Raw genomic sequence first — 14,312 nt, forward strand, 5'->3', positions numbered from 1 at the left:
TGATCTATTCACAACCCGGCCCACCAAGCACATTTCGGACCACGTTGCAGGTACTTTTGCCGGCTAGGAGAATCGGGAGGGCATCTCTAGAGTCGATGCTCAGGTCAGCCTCTCGGAGACGTTCATGCCCGGCAACCGCAACGTGCTATTTTTGATCATCGGCGCGCTGGTGGTGGGCATCGGTGTGCTCGGCTACAATTTGTACCAGACCAAGAAAGAGCCGACCGGCTTGCAGATCAATCTCGGCCCCGATGGTCTCAAGGTGCAGAACAAATGATGGCAACGCGCCCCGCTCTGTTTCTGTTTGCTTCGGTCGCCGCGCTGGCAATGGCAGTGCCGGCCGTGGCCCAGATAGCGATCTTCCCGCGCGAGCAGGACATCCCGGACGTGCGGCTCGGCCAGCGTGTGCAGGTCGACGACGGCTCCTGCCCTGCCGGCCAGATCAAGGAAGTCGTTGGCACCACGCTGACCACGACCGGCGTCACCCGCGTCAAGAAATGCGTGCCGCGGCTCGGCACCAAGAAGCGATAGAGCCGCCCGTCGTCCCCCTTACGCGAGGACGACGCCGCGCGGGCGCTCAGAACATCGTGTTCGTATTCGCCGATTTTTCCGGGATCGGCTGCACCGCATCCCAGTGCTCGACGATCTTGCCGTTCTCCAGCTTGAAGATATCGATGATGGCGTTGCCGCGGGTGCCCTTTTCGCGCACCGCATGAACGTGCAGGATGACATAGTCGCCGTCGGCGAACACCTGCTTGATGTCGCTGTGCGAGTCCGGAAATTTCTCGCGCAGGAAGGCAAGGAACGCCTTGAAGCCCTCCGGGCCATCCTGGGCGTTGGGATTGTGCTGGACGTAACGCGGGCCAAGGAATTTGGCGGCGGCGTCATAGTCCTTCTGGTTCAGTCCCTTGTCGTAAAACTCCAGCACCGCTTTCTTGTTGGCTTCCATCGTCGCGGCGTCAGCGGCCGATGCGGCGCTCCCCGCCATGCCCGATATCAGCGCCGCGCATGCCGCAACGATCAACGCGTATGTCATCAGCCCCCCCTCACCGAGGCCACCGGATGGCAGCCGACGCAGCACGCTAACATTGCCGGGGGCGGTCGACGACAGGCCGTGGCGCAACGAACGAGCCAACCGCATCAATTCGTCGCGAGAAGACGATGCCTCGCGATCATGGGGGACGGCGGTTACTTCGCCGGCTCGAACATGCATTGCAGCGTCGGGCGCGCGATCTGGCTGAAGGTCGCGTTGATCATCGACTGTTTTGAGGCCGGGATCCACTCGCGATCAATGGTCGGCACACCATGCTCGCTGATGCCACGCAGCAGCGCCTCGCGCAGGTCGCTGTCCTGCACATTCGCCACGGCGTGGTCGTGCAGGCAGCCGCACACCGCCTCCGGATGTTCCCAGCGCCCGACCATATGTGGCGAGCACAGCCGGACGAATTCACCGCGCTGATCCGGCAGCTTCTTCCATGACCAGACCTGCGCCTGCGCGCTCCCTGCGGAGACCGCGAGCGCAGCGACGAGACCGGCGAACACGAGTGTCATTTTCATGATGATGATTTCTGTTGTCGGTTACACGATCGATCAGCGAGTGGCGGCAACCTGCATCGGTGCGTCGGTCGGCACGGACGGGCCGTTGTAGGAGAAGGCGCCGATGCCCGGCAGGCTCGTGTTGGCCGATCCGGCCATCGAGGGACCCGCGAGCAACAGACCGAAAGCGAGCATGAAACTGAGGGTGCGCATCTGACGGTCTCCGGTTGAGCGACTATCCACCGTATCGTTGGCAAATGGATACAAGCCGGCTGTTTCCGGGTGTCTGCCTTGAAGCGGAAAATGGTTTCGCCATCGGGCAGAATTGTTTCATCAAGGGAGGATCGACGAAACACAGCGCGAAAAAGCCAAGATTTTTCGGTGTCGCCCCTTCGGCCACTGCACAATCGCGCCGTCCGACGCGATCAAAAATGAGCAGCCATCGGCTGACGACCGGCGTTGAATCGTCAAGCCGCGGTGCGTCGATGCCACGGTTGATTCGCAAGTTCTCGAACTTGCCGCCCCCGGATTTGACCTAAAACAATTTCTGGTGGTCACATTGCATTAATAAAATCGAACCAAAGGCTGTCTAAAGCGACTGGTACAAGCGTGCGCAACCTTTTCAGGCAGTCATGCGTTGTCGACGACACCAGCAGAAGGATTGAAGCCGTGGGAACCAGCAGCACGCAGGAGAGTAGCGCAACTCCGGCCGGCGGAACTGAACGCCCCCCCATCCGCCCGGAACGTGCGCCCGCCAGGAATTTAGGAGCCATGTCGCAGCAGGGTTACGGCGCGCATGGTAACGAATGCTACCCGCAAAACATGGTGCAACTGGTCGGCTACCGCAGCCCGCAGGCGCTGGTCGAGGCGCAGGCCGAAGCCGTATTACGGCTGCGCCTGAAGCGCTCACTGGATCAGGCCGCGGAATAAACTTCCTGCGCTACTGCACGAAATCGCCACACTTGGCGATCGCTGCATTCGTCTGCCCCCAGGGCATGATCGGCACCGACGATGTCGAGTTCTTCGGCGAGCCTTCGATGATGCGGTCTGAATAGACCATGTAGACCAGCACGTTCCGCTTCGCATCGCAGCCGCGCACAATTTGCATCTTCTTGAAGAACATCGAGCGGCGCTTGCGGAACATATCGTCGCCCTGCTCCATTTTTCCCTTGAAGGCGATCGGGCCGATCTGGCGACATGCCAGCGAAATGTCCGATACTTCCTCCGCCAGACCCAGCCAGCCCTTGAAACCACCGCGCTCCGGCACGGTAAAGTGGCAGGCGACTCCCTCGATCTCGGGATCGTCGACACCGTAGGTGGCAAGCTTGTCGTTCGGGCTCAGCCATTTGAACACCGTCGAGCGCCGGAAGATCAGGTCAGGTTCGTCGGCGGCCCTGGCCGGTGTGGCCAAAAGCGCAGCGAAGGCGAGCAGCGCAACTACTCCGCCCGTGAAGAACCGGGCCAAAACGCGGGAACTGTCGATTGTCATGCAAGTCTCCGTGAGCGTTGCCGATTATCTAGGCATTGCAGCGAGATTGGAAAGTCGGGAAGCCCGGCTGTTAATTCAATGTGAGGCTTTTTTGTTACGATTATCGCCAAATCACTGGTAGCTGAAGTCTCGCGCTGGTGAACCCTTTGTGCGCCTGCGAGACTTACTCAAATACCGGATTCGAGGATATTGGCGTGGACGCATTTCTGGATTCATCGACCTCCGCTACTCCACACCGCAATGGTGCCCTGCTCCGGACTGCCTTGATCGCCATCGCCGGTGTCGCCTGGAGCATTCCGACCCATGCGGCGGTGTTCTGGTCGGACGATGACCCGATGATGATGTCGGCCGAGCCGGTCCAGCCGGCGCCGCGTCCGAAGAAGATCAAACGTCCCGCAGTCCGACTGGAAAAGCCGGTCAGCGAAAATCTCAAGCCGGTCGGCCCGGTGGTAATCTCGATCTCGATCGATCGCCAGATGCTCAAGGTGTACGACGCCAACGGGCTGTTCGCGGTGAGCCCGGTCTCGACCGGCATGAAGGGCCATTCGACCCCGATGGGCGCGTTCAGCATCATCCAGAAGAACAAGTATCACCGCTCCAATATCTATAGCGGCGCGCCGATGCCCTATATGCAGCGCGTAACATGGTCGGGCATCGCGATGCATGCCGGCATGCTGCCGGGCTATCCGGCGTCGCATGGCTGCATCCGCATGCCGATGGCCTTCGCCACCAAGATGTGGGGCTGGACCCGGATGGGCGCGCGGGTGGTGATTACCCCCGGCGAGATTTCGCCGGTCGATTTCGCGCACCCGCTGCTGGCGACCCGCAAGCCCGATCCGGCGACGACGCCGACGGCCGCCGTCGACACCAAGGAAATGCCGAAGGCGAGAGCCGATCGGCCGGCCCCCGCCGCGGAATCCCGGCCAGCCATGTCCTCGGCCAGCCTGGAATTGAAGCCCACGCTCGACATGAACGAGAGCCGCAGCGCTATCGAGGCGAAGCGCGAACGCGAGCAGAGCCAGACCGCTGATGCCAGCGGCGCGATCACGCTGCAGTTCGGCGCCGCGACGATGTCGGACGCTCCTGCAACGGCGAAGCCGGGCAGCAAGACAATCATGATTACCCGCCGCGACGTCGATGCGGATGCCGCGCGCGCCGTCGAGCTGGCGATGGCCGACGTCAAAGCGGACGGCGCCTTGCCGGTCGAAGCCAAAACCACCGGTTCCAAGGCCCCTGAGGTCAACCCGCTTGAAACGAAGCCGCCTGAGAACGTCGCGCCCGCGGCTGAAACGACCAAGCCGGAACCGGCAAAGGACGACGCCGCGAAGGCCGTGACGGCCCCCGCGCCAACGACTGCCCCCGTCGTCGATGCCGCGCCGAAGCGCAGCGGCCAGATCGCGGTGCTGGTCAGCCGCAAGGACGGCAAGATGTACGTCCGGCAGAACTACGCACCGTTGTTCGAGACGCCGGTGACGATCGCCGCCAGCGATCGCCCGCTCGGCACCCATGTTTTCACGGCGCACGTCGATAAAAACGACGCCAGGAACGTCCGATGGTCGGTGGTCTCGATGCCGACGCCGCGCGTCGCTGTGCGCAACGAGGAAGACGACGGCCGCACGCGTCGTCGCCGCTCGGCCGGCGCGATCGAAATGACATCAGCGCCCGCCCCTGTTCCCAACAGCGCCACCGAGGCGCTGGACCGGCTTTCGATCCCGGCGGACGCGATGGCTCAGATCGCGGAGTCGCTGGCGTCCGGAAGTTCGATCATCGTCTCCGATCTCGGTATCAGCGCCGGCGGCGAAACCGGCCAGGGCACTGAATTCGTCGTCCCGCTGCGCTGAGCATGACCGCTTCGCGCATAACTACCGATTGGGGATAAGGCCGGAGGCCGTGGCGTCATCCCCGTAAATCACGTTATGCTCGCCGAACGAACCAATGTCCGTTCAACCCGGCGGGTCTGGCCCCCGCGGTGATCGGTCGTTCCAGGGGTATGCCATGCGCAATACGGCAGGTTTGATCTTTGCAGGCGTCGTTACGTTATGTGCAGCCGGCGCCTACGCGCAGGCGCCGAAGGCCGCCCCACCGGCCGCTCCCGCAGCAGCCCCTGCTCCAGCCGCGCCTCCTACTCCTGCGCCAGCGCCCGCCAAATCGAGCTGCGCCAACCCTGACGCGCTCGGCGTCAGCCGCGTCGTCGAGATCGATACCACCGGCGGACCGGGCTTCGGCTTCGAGCATTTCAAGCAACTCGACTTCCTGCGCGACAAGGAGGTCGTGCTGACCTTCGACGACGGCCCGTGGCAGACCACCACGCCGACGGTGCTGAAGGCGCTGGCCTACGAATGCACCAAGGGCGTGTTCTTCCCGATCGGCAAGCACGCCACCTACTATCCGGAAGTGCTGAAGCAGGTCGCCGCCGCAGGCCACACCATCGGCGGCCACACCTGGGGACACATTGCGCTGAACAGCAAGAAGCTCAACGAGCAGCAGCGCAAGGACGAAATCGAGAAGGGTTTTTCCGCCGTAAAATGGGCGCTAGGCTTTTCGCCCGCGCCGTTCTTCCGCGCGCCGGCGCTGCAACACCCGCCGGAGATCGTCACCTATCTCGGCAGCCGCAACATGGCGATCTTCTCCTGCGATATCGACTCGTTCGACTTCAAGACACGCAAGTCCGAACAGGTGGTCAGCAATGTGATGACCAAGCTCGACAGACTGGGCAAGGGCATCATTCTGATGCACGACTTCCAGAAGCACACCGCCGAGGCGCTGCCGACGCTGTTGCGCCGCCTCAAGGCCGGCGGCTACAAGGTGGTGCTGATGAGGGCCAAGACGCCGGTGCAGACCATCGCCTCCTATGACGAAGCCATCGTCAAGGACGCCAAGCTGCCGACCGTCTCGACGCTCCCGGTCAACAGCGTCGTCAAGACGATCTCGGAATAGCCAGAACTGCTCAATGTCGCCTTTTCGTTACAACGGCTACGTCATCGTCTCCGCCGAAGGCATGCTTGCAGACAGCACGGGCGTGATGCCCGATGCGCTGAAATTCCGCGGCGACCTGACGTTTTTCACCGCAGGCCTCGACCGCGCCGACCTGATCGTGCACGGCCGGCATTCGTTCGAGGACCAGCCGAACTCGCCCCGACGAAAGCGGATCGTGCTCAGCCACGGCATCGACACGATCGCGCCCGATCCGGACAATGCGCAAGCAACGCTGTGGAATCCGGCTGGCGCCACGTTTGAGGAAGCCTGCGCCTACGCCGGCATCCATGCCGGCACGGTCGCGGTGATCGGCGGCCCGGCGATCTACGCGATGTTCATGGATCGCTACGACGTGTTCTGGCTGTCACAGGCGCCACGGGTCGATCTGCCCGATGGTCGACCCTGCTTCCCCGGCGTGCCCGCGCAATCGCCGCAGGCGATCCTGGCCAGCCACGGCCTTGCGGCCAGCGAAGTACAGATCCTCGACGCGGAACATGACGTCACCGTCACCGCGTGGCGGCGGACGTAGCGCTACACTTCGTTGTAGGCGGGCTCGAACCGCGGACCGCGGCCGATTCCGGCGATGATGAACAGTCCGCCGATGATCGACAGGTTCTTCAGCGCGTGGATCATGTTGTTTTTGAATTCCACGCCGGTCTGGTTCCAGAAGTCATGGAAGTAGAAGGTCGCGGCCATCACGTACAGCACCAGCACCATCGCAAAGAACCGCACTCCGATGTTCAGCGCGATCAGGATACCGCCGAGCAATTCGACGACCGCGGCGGCGATCGCCAGCATCTGGTTCATCGGCATGCCGGTCAACGCCTGCAACTGCGTCACATAAGGCGCCACGACATCCGGGAACACCACCTTGCCGGCGATCATCTCGGTGGTGGCGCCGAGATCGAGAAACTTGGAGGCGCCGGACGCAATGAAGATCACGGCAAACAGGATGCGGCCGAAAGTAATAAACGCGGGCATGATGACCTCGTTGAACGGCACGAATGCGAACCACAGTACCTGCGCACTATGATCGCTCCCGTTGCAATTTTCAAACGGTCATATCGTCGGTCGATAATAGCGCATTCGACGAGGGGGCGAGCCACGCACCCCGCGTGTCAATCCGTTCTCTCCCCGCACTGCGGGGAGAGGCGAACAGGATCGCGGCAACTTCATTCGACGACGGAGCCTAGCCGAACAGGCTCGGCTGCGGGCGCGCGGCCCGCTCCTGGGCTTCCACGGCGGCGACGGCCGTCATGTTGAGGATGCCGCGCGCGGTCACCGACGGCGTCAGGATATGCGCCGGCCGCGCCGGACCAATCAGGATCGGACCGACCGGCAGCGCGTCCGCCAGCACCTTGATCATCTGGTACGCGACGTTCGCGGTGTCGAGATTCGGCATGATCATGACGTTGGCGACGCCTTCCAGCTTGGAATGCGGCAGCACCAGTTTTCGCGCAGCTTCGGAGAGCGCGGAATCGCCCTGCATTTCGCCGTCGGACTCGATCTCCGGATGCTTCTCGCGCAGCAAGGCGGCAGCGCGGCGCATCTTCTTCGAGGAGTCGGAATCGTAGCTGCCGAAATCCGAATGCGAGACGAAGGCGATCTTCGGCTTCATGGCGAAGCGCTGCACGTGGATCGCGGCCAGGGCTGCGACCTCAGCCAGTTCTTCCGCACTCGGATTCACGCGCACCTGCGTATCCGCAATGAAATATGCACCCTTGCTCGAGATCATCAGCGCCAAAGCCGCGAAGTCGCTGACCCCTGGCAGGAAACCGATGATCTCGCGGACGTGGCGCAGATGACCCATGTAGCGACCATCGACGCCGCAGATCATCGCATCGGCCTCACCGCGTACGACCGAGAGCGCCGCGATCACCGTGGCATTGGTGCGCACCACCGTACGCGCCACATCCGGCGTGACGCCGTGGCGTCCGGCGACGTCGATGTAGGACTGCACGAAGGAGCGGTAACGCGGATCGTCCTCGGGATTGATGAGGTCGAAGTCGACGCCGGCCTGGATCGCCAGACCCAGGCGCTTGATGCGCGCACCGACCACCGAAGGCCGGCCGACCAGAATCGGCCGCGCCAGCTTCTCTTCCAGCACCACCTGCACCGCGCGCAGCACGCGTTCGTCTTCGCCTTCGGCGTAGATCACGCGCACCGGCTGGGTCTTCGCCTTAGCGAATACCGGCTTCATCACCAGACCGGAGCGAAATGCAAAGCGCTCCAGACCGGCGAGGTACTCGTCGAAATCAACGATCGGCCGCGACGCCACGCCGGACTCCATCGCCGCCCTGGCAACGGCAGGCGCGATGCGCAGGATCAGACGCGGATCGAACGGGCTCGGGATTAGCGAGCCCGGGCCGAAGCCCTGCGTCTCGTTATCGAAGCCCTGCGCCACCGCATCCGAGGGCGGCTCACGCGCGAGCTGCGCAATGGCGTCCACCGCGGCGATCTTCATCGCTTCGTTGATCGCAGTCGCGCCGCAATCCAGCGCGCCGCGGAAGATGAAGGGGAAGCACAGCACGTTGTTGACCTGGTTCGGAAAGTCCGAACGCCCGGTGCAGATCATCGCGTCCGGCCGCGCCTTGCGCGCCTCATCCGGCATGATCTCCGGATTGGGATTGGCCAGCGCCATCACCAGCGGCTTGTCCGCCATCGCCTTGACCATTTCCGGCTTCAGCACATTTGGCGCAGACACGCCGAGGAAAATATCGGCGCCGCCAATGACGTCGCCCAGCGTGCGCGCGTCGGTCTTCTGCGCATAAACCGCCTTCCAGCGGTCCATCAGCGTGTTGCGCCCCTCATGGACGACGCCGTCGATGTCGCAGACCCAGATGTTCTTGAGCTGCGCGCCGAGGTGCACCAGCAGATTGAGGCAGGCGATCGCCGCCGCCCCCGCGCCGGAGCAGACGATCTTGCAGTCCTTCAGATTCTTGCCGTTGAGCAGCAGCGCATTGGTGATCGCGGCGCTGACGATGATGGCGGTGCCGTGCTGGTCGTCGTGGAATACCGGGATCTTCATGCGCGCCTTGAGCTGCGCCTCGATCTCGAAACACTCCGGACCCTTGATGTCCTCGAGGTTGATGCCACCGAACGTCGGCTCCAAAGCAGCGACGGTCGCGACCACGCTTTCGATGGTGTCGGCGGCAATCTCGATATCGAACACGTCGATGCCGGCGAACTTCTTGAACAGAACCGCCTTGCCTTCCATCACCGGCTTGGAAGCCAATGGTCCGATATTGCCGAGGCCAAGCACCGCGGTGCCGTTCGACACCACGGCGACCAGGTTGGCGCGCGCGGTCAGCGTCGCCGCTTCATTGGGATCGGCGGCAATCGCCAGGCAGGGTGCGGCGACGCCCGGCGAATAGGCCAGCGCGAGATCGCGCTGGTTGGCAAGCGGCTTGGTCGCCTGGATCTCGAGTTTACCGGGACGAGGCAGGCGATGATAGGACAGCGCCGCCTTGGCGAGATCTTCAGAAGAGGATGACATGGACGCTCCCGCGCAACCGAACTCAAAGATGTAGTGACGTCGTGTAGATCAGATCACGCTTCCGGCAGATTGAGCCGGATATGCGCTTCCCTCAACTGCTTCGGCGAAGCCTCTGAAGGCGCCCCCATCAGCAGGTCTTCGGCGCGCTGGTTCATCGGGAACAGCGAGATCTCGCGCAGGTTGCTGGTGCCGCACAGCAGCATCACGATGCGATCGACACCCGCCGCCATGCCGCCGTGCGGCGGCGCGCCGTACTGGAAGGCGCGGTACATGCCGCCGAAGCGCTCGATCACGGTGTCCTCGCCATAGCCGGCGATCTCGAACGCCTTCACCATCGCTTCGGGCTTGTGGTTACGGATGCCGCCGGAGGCGATCTCGAAGCCGTTGCAGGTGATGTCGTACTGGAACGCGTTGATGGTCAGCGGATCCTGCGTGTTCAGCGCGTCGAGGCCGCCCTGCGGCATCGAGAACGGGTTGTGCGAGAAGTCGACCTTCTTGTCGTCCTCGTTATATTCGTACATCGGGAAATCGACGATCCAGGCAAGCGCAAAGCGCTCCTTGTCGATCAGGTTCAATTCCTCGCCGAGACGGGTACGCGCAAGCCCTGCGAACTTGTAGAACTTCGCGGGATCGCCGGCGACGAAGAACGCGGCGTCGCCCTCCTTGAGACCTAAAGCCTGTCGGATCGCCTCCGTCCGCTCGGGACCAATGTTGTTAGCGAGCGGACCAGCGCCCACCACTTTTGGCTCACCACCCAATTCCGTCGGGTTCAGTCCTAGATACTTGTTCGCCTCAACGACTTTGCCTTCTTTGATAAGACGATCGGCAATCTCCTGATCCTTCTTTTGATCAGGTTTTGAAGTATCCAGCGTGATCTCTCCGCCACGCCACATGATGTAGCCGAGGCCCGGCTGGCCTTCGCCCTGCGCCCAGGAATTCATGCGGTCGCAAAACGCGCGGCTGCCGCCGGTCGGACCGGGGATCGCCCAGACCTGGTTTTTGTCGTCTTCCAGCATCCGCGCGAACACCTTGAAGCCGGAGCCGCGGAAATGTTCGGAGACGTTCTGCATCTCGATCGGGTTGCGCAGATCGGGCTTGTCGGAGCCGTACTTGCGGAGCGACTCCGCGTACGGAATCTTCGGCCAGTCGCTGTTGACCGGCTTGCCCTTGGCAAACTCCTCGAACACGCCGGTGATGACCGGCTGCACGGCGGCGAACACGTCTTCCTGCTCGACGAAGCTCATTTCGAGATCGAGCTGGTAGAATTCGCCCGGCAGGCGGTCGGCGCGCGGGTCCTCGTCGCGGAAGCACGGCGCGATCTGGAAGTAGCGGTCGAAGCCGGACATCATCAATAGCTGCTTGTACTGCTGCGGCGCCTGCGGCAGCGCGTAGAACTTGCCGGGATGAATGCGCGATGGCACCAGGAAATCGCGCGCGCCTTCCGGCGAGGATGCGGTGAGGATCGGCGTCTGGAATTCGAAGAAGCCCTGCTCCTTCATCCGCTTGCGCATCGAGTCCACGATCGCGCCGCGGGTCATGATGTTCTGGTGCAGCTTCTCGCGACGCAGGTCGAGGAAGCGATACTTCAGCCGGATGTCTTCCGGATAATCCTGGTCGCCGAACACCGGCAGCGGCAGTTCGGCCGAGGCGCCGAGCACTTCGATCGACTTGATGTAGATCTCCACCGCGCCGGTCGGCAGATCGGCATTCTCGGTGCCGCCGGGACGACGGCGCACCAGGCCGTCGATCTTCACCACCCATTCCGAGCGCAGCAGCTCGGCGTCCTTGAACGCCGGCGATTCCGGGTCGGCGACGCATTGCGTCAGGCCGTAATGGTCGCGCTGGTCGATGAACAGCACGCCGCCATGGTAGCGAATGCGATGGCACCAGCCCGACACGCGGACGGTCTGGTCGATATGGCTGTCGCGGAGCGCGCCGCAGGTGTGAGACCGGTAGCGATGCATGAAAATCCTGGAAGTGCGTCAGAGGGCGGAATCGCGGCCAGCGCGAAGCGCAGGGTTTACCCGACCGGACCGGGCGCGGCAACCGAGCGGCGGCGGCCGCAGTGTCCCGAAAACTGAGCAGCCGCAGCGTGCGGGCCTTTTCCGCATTGGCAGCCATCCCTGCAGCCGCCGCGTCCCGCAGCCTGCCGTGCACGCAGTGCGGGAAGTGTCTGCAATTGCGACTAAACCCGATCTCCCGGCCTGACCACAGCGGTACATGGATGCTGCGGCGCAAGGTATTCAAACACCAAATCAAGCACTTACGGCGGTATTTTATGCAAAGTTTACCAAACCTTGAGGACCTCGTCGCAGGGTAGCGGGGTGAACCCTGCCCGTTTTGAAGGCAGGCTCTTCAACTGGAACTTGCTGCGCGTGTTGCCTGCCGCGTTTCCGCTCCGTCCCGTTCGACGGCTGCGTCATGAACATTGAGGAATTTTCCGTGCTCGCCAGATATTCGATCAGCGCAAAGCTCTTTGCCATCGTCGCCTTCCTGTTTCTGGTGATCGCGACGATCGGCGCCCTCTCTTTCGTCCAGATGGGCGCCATCAACGCGGCGACCCAGGCGATCCAGACGCAGTGGCTGCCGAGCGTGCGCTGGATCGGCGAGATGCGGGTGCAATCGGCTCGGTTTCGCGCGGTGCTGCGCGATCACCTGATCGTGGTGGATGCGGACCGCCCCGACGTCGACAAGAATCTAGCCGCGCGCAAGGCCGACTTCGAGAAGGCCGCCAAGGCCTACGAGCCGCTGGTATCGTCGCCGGCGGAGCGCGAACTCGCCGACAAACTGAATGCGCAGTGGAAAGAGTTCATCGCCGGCGCGATCGATGTCCAGGCCCTGGCCACCAAGGGCGATCTCGCCGCGGCCAAGGACATCAACGCCAAGAAGGTCGTGCCGGTCGGCCGCGCGCTGGATGCGACGCTGGCGAAGCTGGTCGAGCTCAACGACAAGGGCGCCGAGGTCGCCGGCAAGACGGCGGAAGACACCTATTTCGGCGCGATCCGGTTGATGATTTCCCTGCTCGCCGCCGCCGTGGTGTTGGGCCTGGGCGCCGCGATCGTCCTGGTCCGCGACATCGCCGGCGGCATCGCCTCGATCCTGAAGCCGATGGGCCAGCTGACCTCCGGCGAACTGTCGGCGGAGATTCCGCACCAGGGCGCCAGCACCGAGATCGGCCGCATCGCCAGCGCGCTGCAGATCTTCAAGGACGCGCTGATCGCTAAGCGCAGCGCCGATCAGGCCGCCGGCGCGGCCTCCGCCGTGACCATGGCGCGCGCCGAAACCATCAGCAACGCCACCCGCAATTTCGAAACGATGATCGGCGAACTGGTCGGCTCGCTGGCCTCCGCCTCCACCGAGCTGGAAGCCTCGGCGACCACGCTGACCCGGACCTCCGACGTCACCATGACGCTGTCCGGCTCGGCCGCGTCCGCCTCCCACACCGTGTCGGAAAACATCCAGTCGGTCGCCGCCGCCACCGAAGAGATCACCTCCTCGGTCAACGAGATCGGCCGTCAGGTCCACGAATCCAACCGCATCGCCTCGACCGCCGTGCTGCAGGCCGAGAAGACCAACCAGAGCATCGCCAAACTATCGGAAGCCACCGCACGCATCGACGACGTGGTCAAGCTGATCACCGCCGTTGCCGAGCAGACCAACCTGCTGGCGCTGAACGCCACCATCGAGGCCGCGCGCGCGGGTGACGCCGGCCGCGGTTTCGCGGTGGTCGCTGCCGAAGTGAAGGCACTGGCGTCGCAGACCGCCCGCGCCACCGACGAGATCAGCGCCCAGATCGCCGGCATGCAGGCGGCGAGCGCCGACACCGTCGTGACGATCAAGGAGATCGGCGCCACCATCACGATGATCTCGGAAGTGTCGTCGGCGATTGCCGCGGCGGTCGAGGAGCAAGGCGCGGCGACGCAGGAGATTGCGCGCAACGTGCAGCAGTCGGCGCAGCTCTCGACCCAGGTCGCCCACGACGTCACCGAGGTCAACCGCGGCACCTCGGAGACCGGCTCGGCCTCCGGCCAGGTTCTGTCCGCCGCGCAGTCCCTGTCGATCGAGAGCAGCCGGCTGAAGAGCGAAGTCGACAAGTTTTTGCATACGGTAAGAGCGGCGTAAGCGATCCGGCGGGACTGAAGCGGCTTGTCCCGGACGCGGCGCAGCACGGAGTGCTGCTCCGCAGAGCCGGGACCGTCGCGGGCACCGGCGTTCGGTACGGTCCCGGCTCTGCAGCGCACTCCGCCGCCCAAGGCGGCGCAATGCACTGCGTCCGGGACAAGATGCGAGTGAGCTGAATCAGAGCCCTACGCGAATTCCAGCTTCAGCTTGGCGTCCTTCGCAGACGTCGCCGTACTGACCGTGACCGTGACCTTTTCACCGAGCGCGATCAAGAAACCGAACAGGCGATCGTAGGTATAGCCGGCAAAGTGTCCGCGCATCAGCTTCGATACATCAGGCTGTGCCAGCCCGATCAGCTTGGAAGCCTGAGCCTGGGTGAGGCCCTTCGATTTGATCCGCGAAGCGATGGCGATGACGGTATCGGCCTTCGCCAGATGCTCATCGGCATTGGCGATACCGAGGTCGGCAAAAACATTGCCGCTGCTTTTTGTGCTTTTTGCCTTGCTCATCGTTTCGCTTCCTCGTGCGGTTCGATAGTCATCTTCAGTCGCGCCTCGATCTTGTTGATGTCGCCCGGCGAGGTCTTGCAAATTGGGAGTGTTACGGGGATTGTGCCGGGGAGCATTATTTTCAACTTATGATTGAAATGCTAACTCAAATTAGGCAAATGAAAATGGCCCTAGAATTAAGGAA

At 63.1% G+C, this 14,312-nt stretch carries 16 protein-coding genes; 8 read left to right on the top strand and 8 right to left on the bottom strand.

The features are described from left to right. The first annotated feature begins 124 nt into the window (after positions 1-124). Together JWQ24_RS09575 and JWQ24_RS09580 are read left to right on the top strand one after the other, a co-directional pair. On the top strand, positions 125-277 hold the full coding sequence (locus JWQ24_RS09575; protein WP_299807007.1) for a hypothetical protein: 153 nt from the start codon (positions 125-127) through the stop codon (positions 275-277). Next, on the top strand, positions 277-531 hold the full coding sequence (locus tag JWQ24_RS09580; RefSeq protein WP_366521425.1) for a DUF6719 family protein: 255 nt from the start codon (positions 277-279) through the stop codon (positions 529-531). Before JWQ24_RS09575 ends, JWQ24_RS09580 begins: the two co-directional genes overlap by 1 nt. Before the next feature lie 46 nt (positions 532-577). On the opposite strand, the gene JWQ24_RS09585 is transcribed toward JWQ24_RS09580, so the two are convergent. From JWQ24_RS09585 to JWQ24_RS09595, 3 genes are all read right to left on the bottom strand, one after another. Further along, a complete protein-coding gene (locus JWQ24_RS09585) occupies positions 578-988 on the bottom strand; it encodes an ester cyclase (RefSeq protein WP_299807036.1) in 411 nt (136 codons plus the stop codon). A gap of 200 nt (positions 989-1,188) precedes the next feature. Next, on the bottom strand, positions 1,189-1,557 hold the full coding sequence (locus JWQ24_RS09590; RefSeq protein WP_299807009.1) for a hypothetical protein: 369 nt from the start codon (positions 1,555-1,557) through the stop codon (positions 1,189-1,191). Positions 1,558-1,590: 33 nt separating this feature from the next. Next, positions 1,591-1,749 carry a hypothetical protein gene (locus JWQ24_RS09595; protein WP_299807011.1) on the bottom strand — a complete coding sequence of 53 codons (159 nt, stop codon included), beginning with the start codon at positions 1,747-1,749 and terminating at the stop codon, positions 1,591-1,593. Positions 1,750-1,763: 14 nt separating this feature from the next. Here JWQ24_RS09595 and JWQ24_RS09600 point away from each other — a divergent pair, with 14 nt between their 5' ends. Both JWQ24_RS09600 and JWQ24_RS09605 read left to right on the top strand, forming a co-directional pair. After that, entirely contained in the window at positions 1,764-2,075 is a 312-nt protein-coding gene (locus JWQ24_RS09600; RefSeq protein ID WP_299807013.1) for a hypothetical protein, read from the top strand. Positions 2,076-2,307: 232 nt separating this feature from the next. After that, the gene (locus JWQ24_RS09605; protein WP_299807015.1) at positions 2,308-2,466 is read left to right on the top strand and encodes a hypothetical protein; all 159 of its coding nucleotides are present in this window, start codon (positions 2,308-2,310) and stop codon (positions 2,464-2,466) included. 10 nt (positions 2,467-2,476) lie between these two features. Here the strand turns inward: JWQ24_RS09605 and JWQ24_RS09610 are convergent, their stop codons facing one another. Next, on the bottom strand, positions 2,477-3,025 hold the full coding sequence (locus tag JWQ24_RS09610; RefSeq protein ID WP_299807017.1) for a CreA family protein: 549 nt from the start codon (positions 3,023-3,025) through the stop codon (positions 2,477-2,479). Positions 3,026-3,219: 194 nt separating this feature from the next. On the opposite strand from JWQ24_RS09610, the gene JWQ24_RS09615 reads away from it, so the two are divergent. The 3 genes from JWQ24_RS09615 (at position 3,220) to JWQ24_RS09625 (ending at position 6,530) form a co-directional block, all read left to right on the top strand. Then, the gene (locus JWQ24_RS09615; RefSeq protein ID WP_299807019.1) at positions 3,220-4,866 is read left to right on the top strand and encodes a L,D-transpeptidase family protein; all 1,647 of its coding nucleotides are present in this window, start codon (positions 3,220-3,222) and stop codon (positions 4,864-4,866) included. Between the two features lie 154 nt (positions 4,867-5,020). Then, a complete protein-coding gene (locus tag JWQ24_RS09620) occupies positions 5,021-5,962 on the top strand; it encodes a polysaccharide deacetylase family protein (protein ID WP_299807021.1) in 942 nt (313 codons plus the stop codon). A 13-nt stretch (positions 5,963-5,975) separates the two neighbouring features. Continuing rightward, a complete protein-coding gene (locus JWQ24_RS09625; RefSeq protein WP_299807022.1) occupies positions 5,976-6,530 on the top strand; it encodes a dihydrofolate reductase in 555 nt (184 codons plus the stop codon). Positions 6,531-6,532: 2 nt separating this feature from the next. Here the strand turns inward: JWQ24_RS09625 and JWQ24_RS09630 are convergent, their stop codons facing one another. The 3 genes from JWQ24_RS09630 to aspS all read right to left on the bottom strand — a co-directional run bounded on the left by JWQ24_RS09630 (position 6,533) and on the right by aspS (position 11,461). After that, positions 6,533-6,982 carry a DoxX family protein gene (locus JWQ24_RS09630; protein WP_299807024.1) on the bottom strand — a complete coding sequence of 150 codons (450 nt, stop codon included), beginning with the start codon at positions 6,980-6,982 and terminating at the stop codon, positions 6,533-6,535. A gap of 208 nt (positions 6,983-7,190) precedes the next feature. Beyond that, on the bottom strand, positions 7,191-9,497 hold the full coding sequence (locus JWQ24_RS09635) for an NADP-dependent malic enzyme (protein ID WP_299807026.1): 2,307 nt from the start codon (positions 9,495-9,497) through the stop codon (positions 7,191-7,193). A 53-nt stretch (positions 9,498-9,550) separates the two neighbouring features. Further along, entirely contained in the window at positions 9,551-11,461 is a 1,911-nt protein-coding gene (gene aspS, locus JWQ24_RS09640) for an aspartate--tRNA ligase (RefSeq protein WP_299807028.1), read from the bottom strand. Positions 11,462-11,939: 478 nt separating this feature from the next. Here aspS and JWQ24_RS09645 point away from each other — a divergent pair, with 478 nt between their 5' ends. Then, positions 11,940-13,619 (top strand): methyl-accepting chemotaxis protein, encoded by a 1,680-nt coding sequence (locus JWQ24_RS09645; protein WP_299807038.1) that lies wholly within the window; start codon positions 11,940-11,942, stop codon positions 13,617-13,619. A 185-nt stretch (positions 13,620-13,804) separates the two neighbouring features. On the opposite strand, the gene JWQ24_RS09650 is transcribed toward JWQ24_RS09645, so the two are convergent. Next, a complete protein-coding gene (locus JWQ24_RS09650) occupies positions 13,805-14,209 on the bottom strand; it encodes a helix-turn-helix transcriptional regulator (protein ID WP_299807030.1) in 405 nt (134 codons plus the stop codon). Positions 14,210-14,312 lie beyond the last annotated feature (103 nt).

The sequence above is a fragment of the Tardiphaga sp. genome (genome assembly GCF_028290495.1).
Taxonomy (GTDB): Bacteria; Pseudomonadota; Alphaproteobacteria; order Rhizobiales; family Xanthobacteraceae; genus Tardiphaga.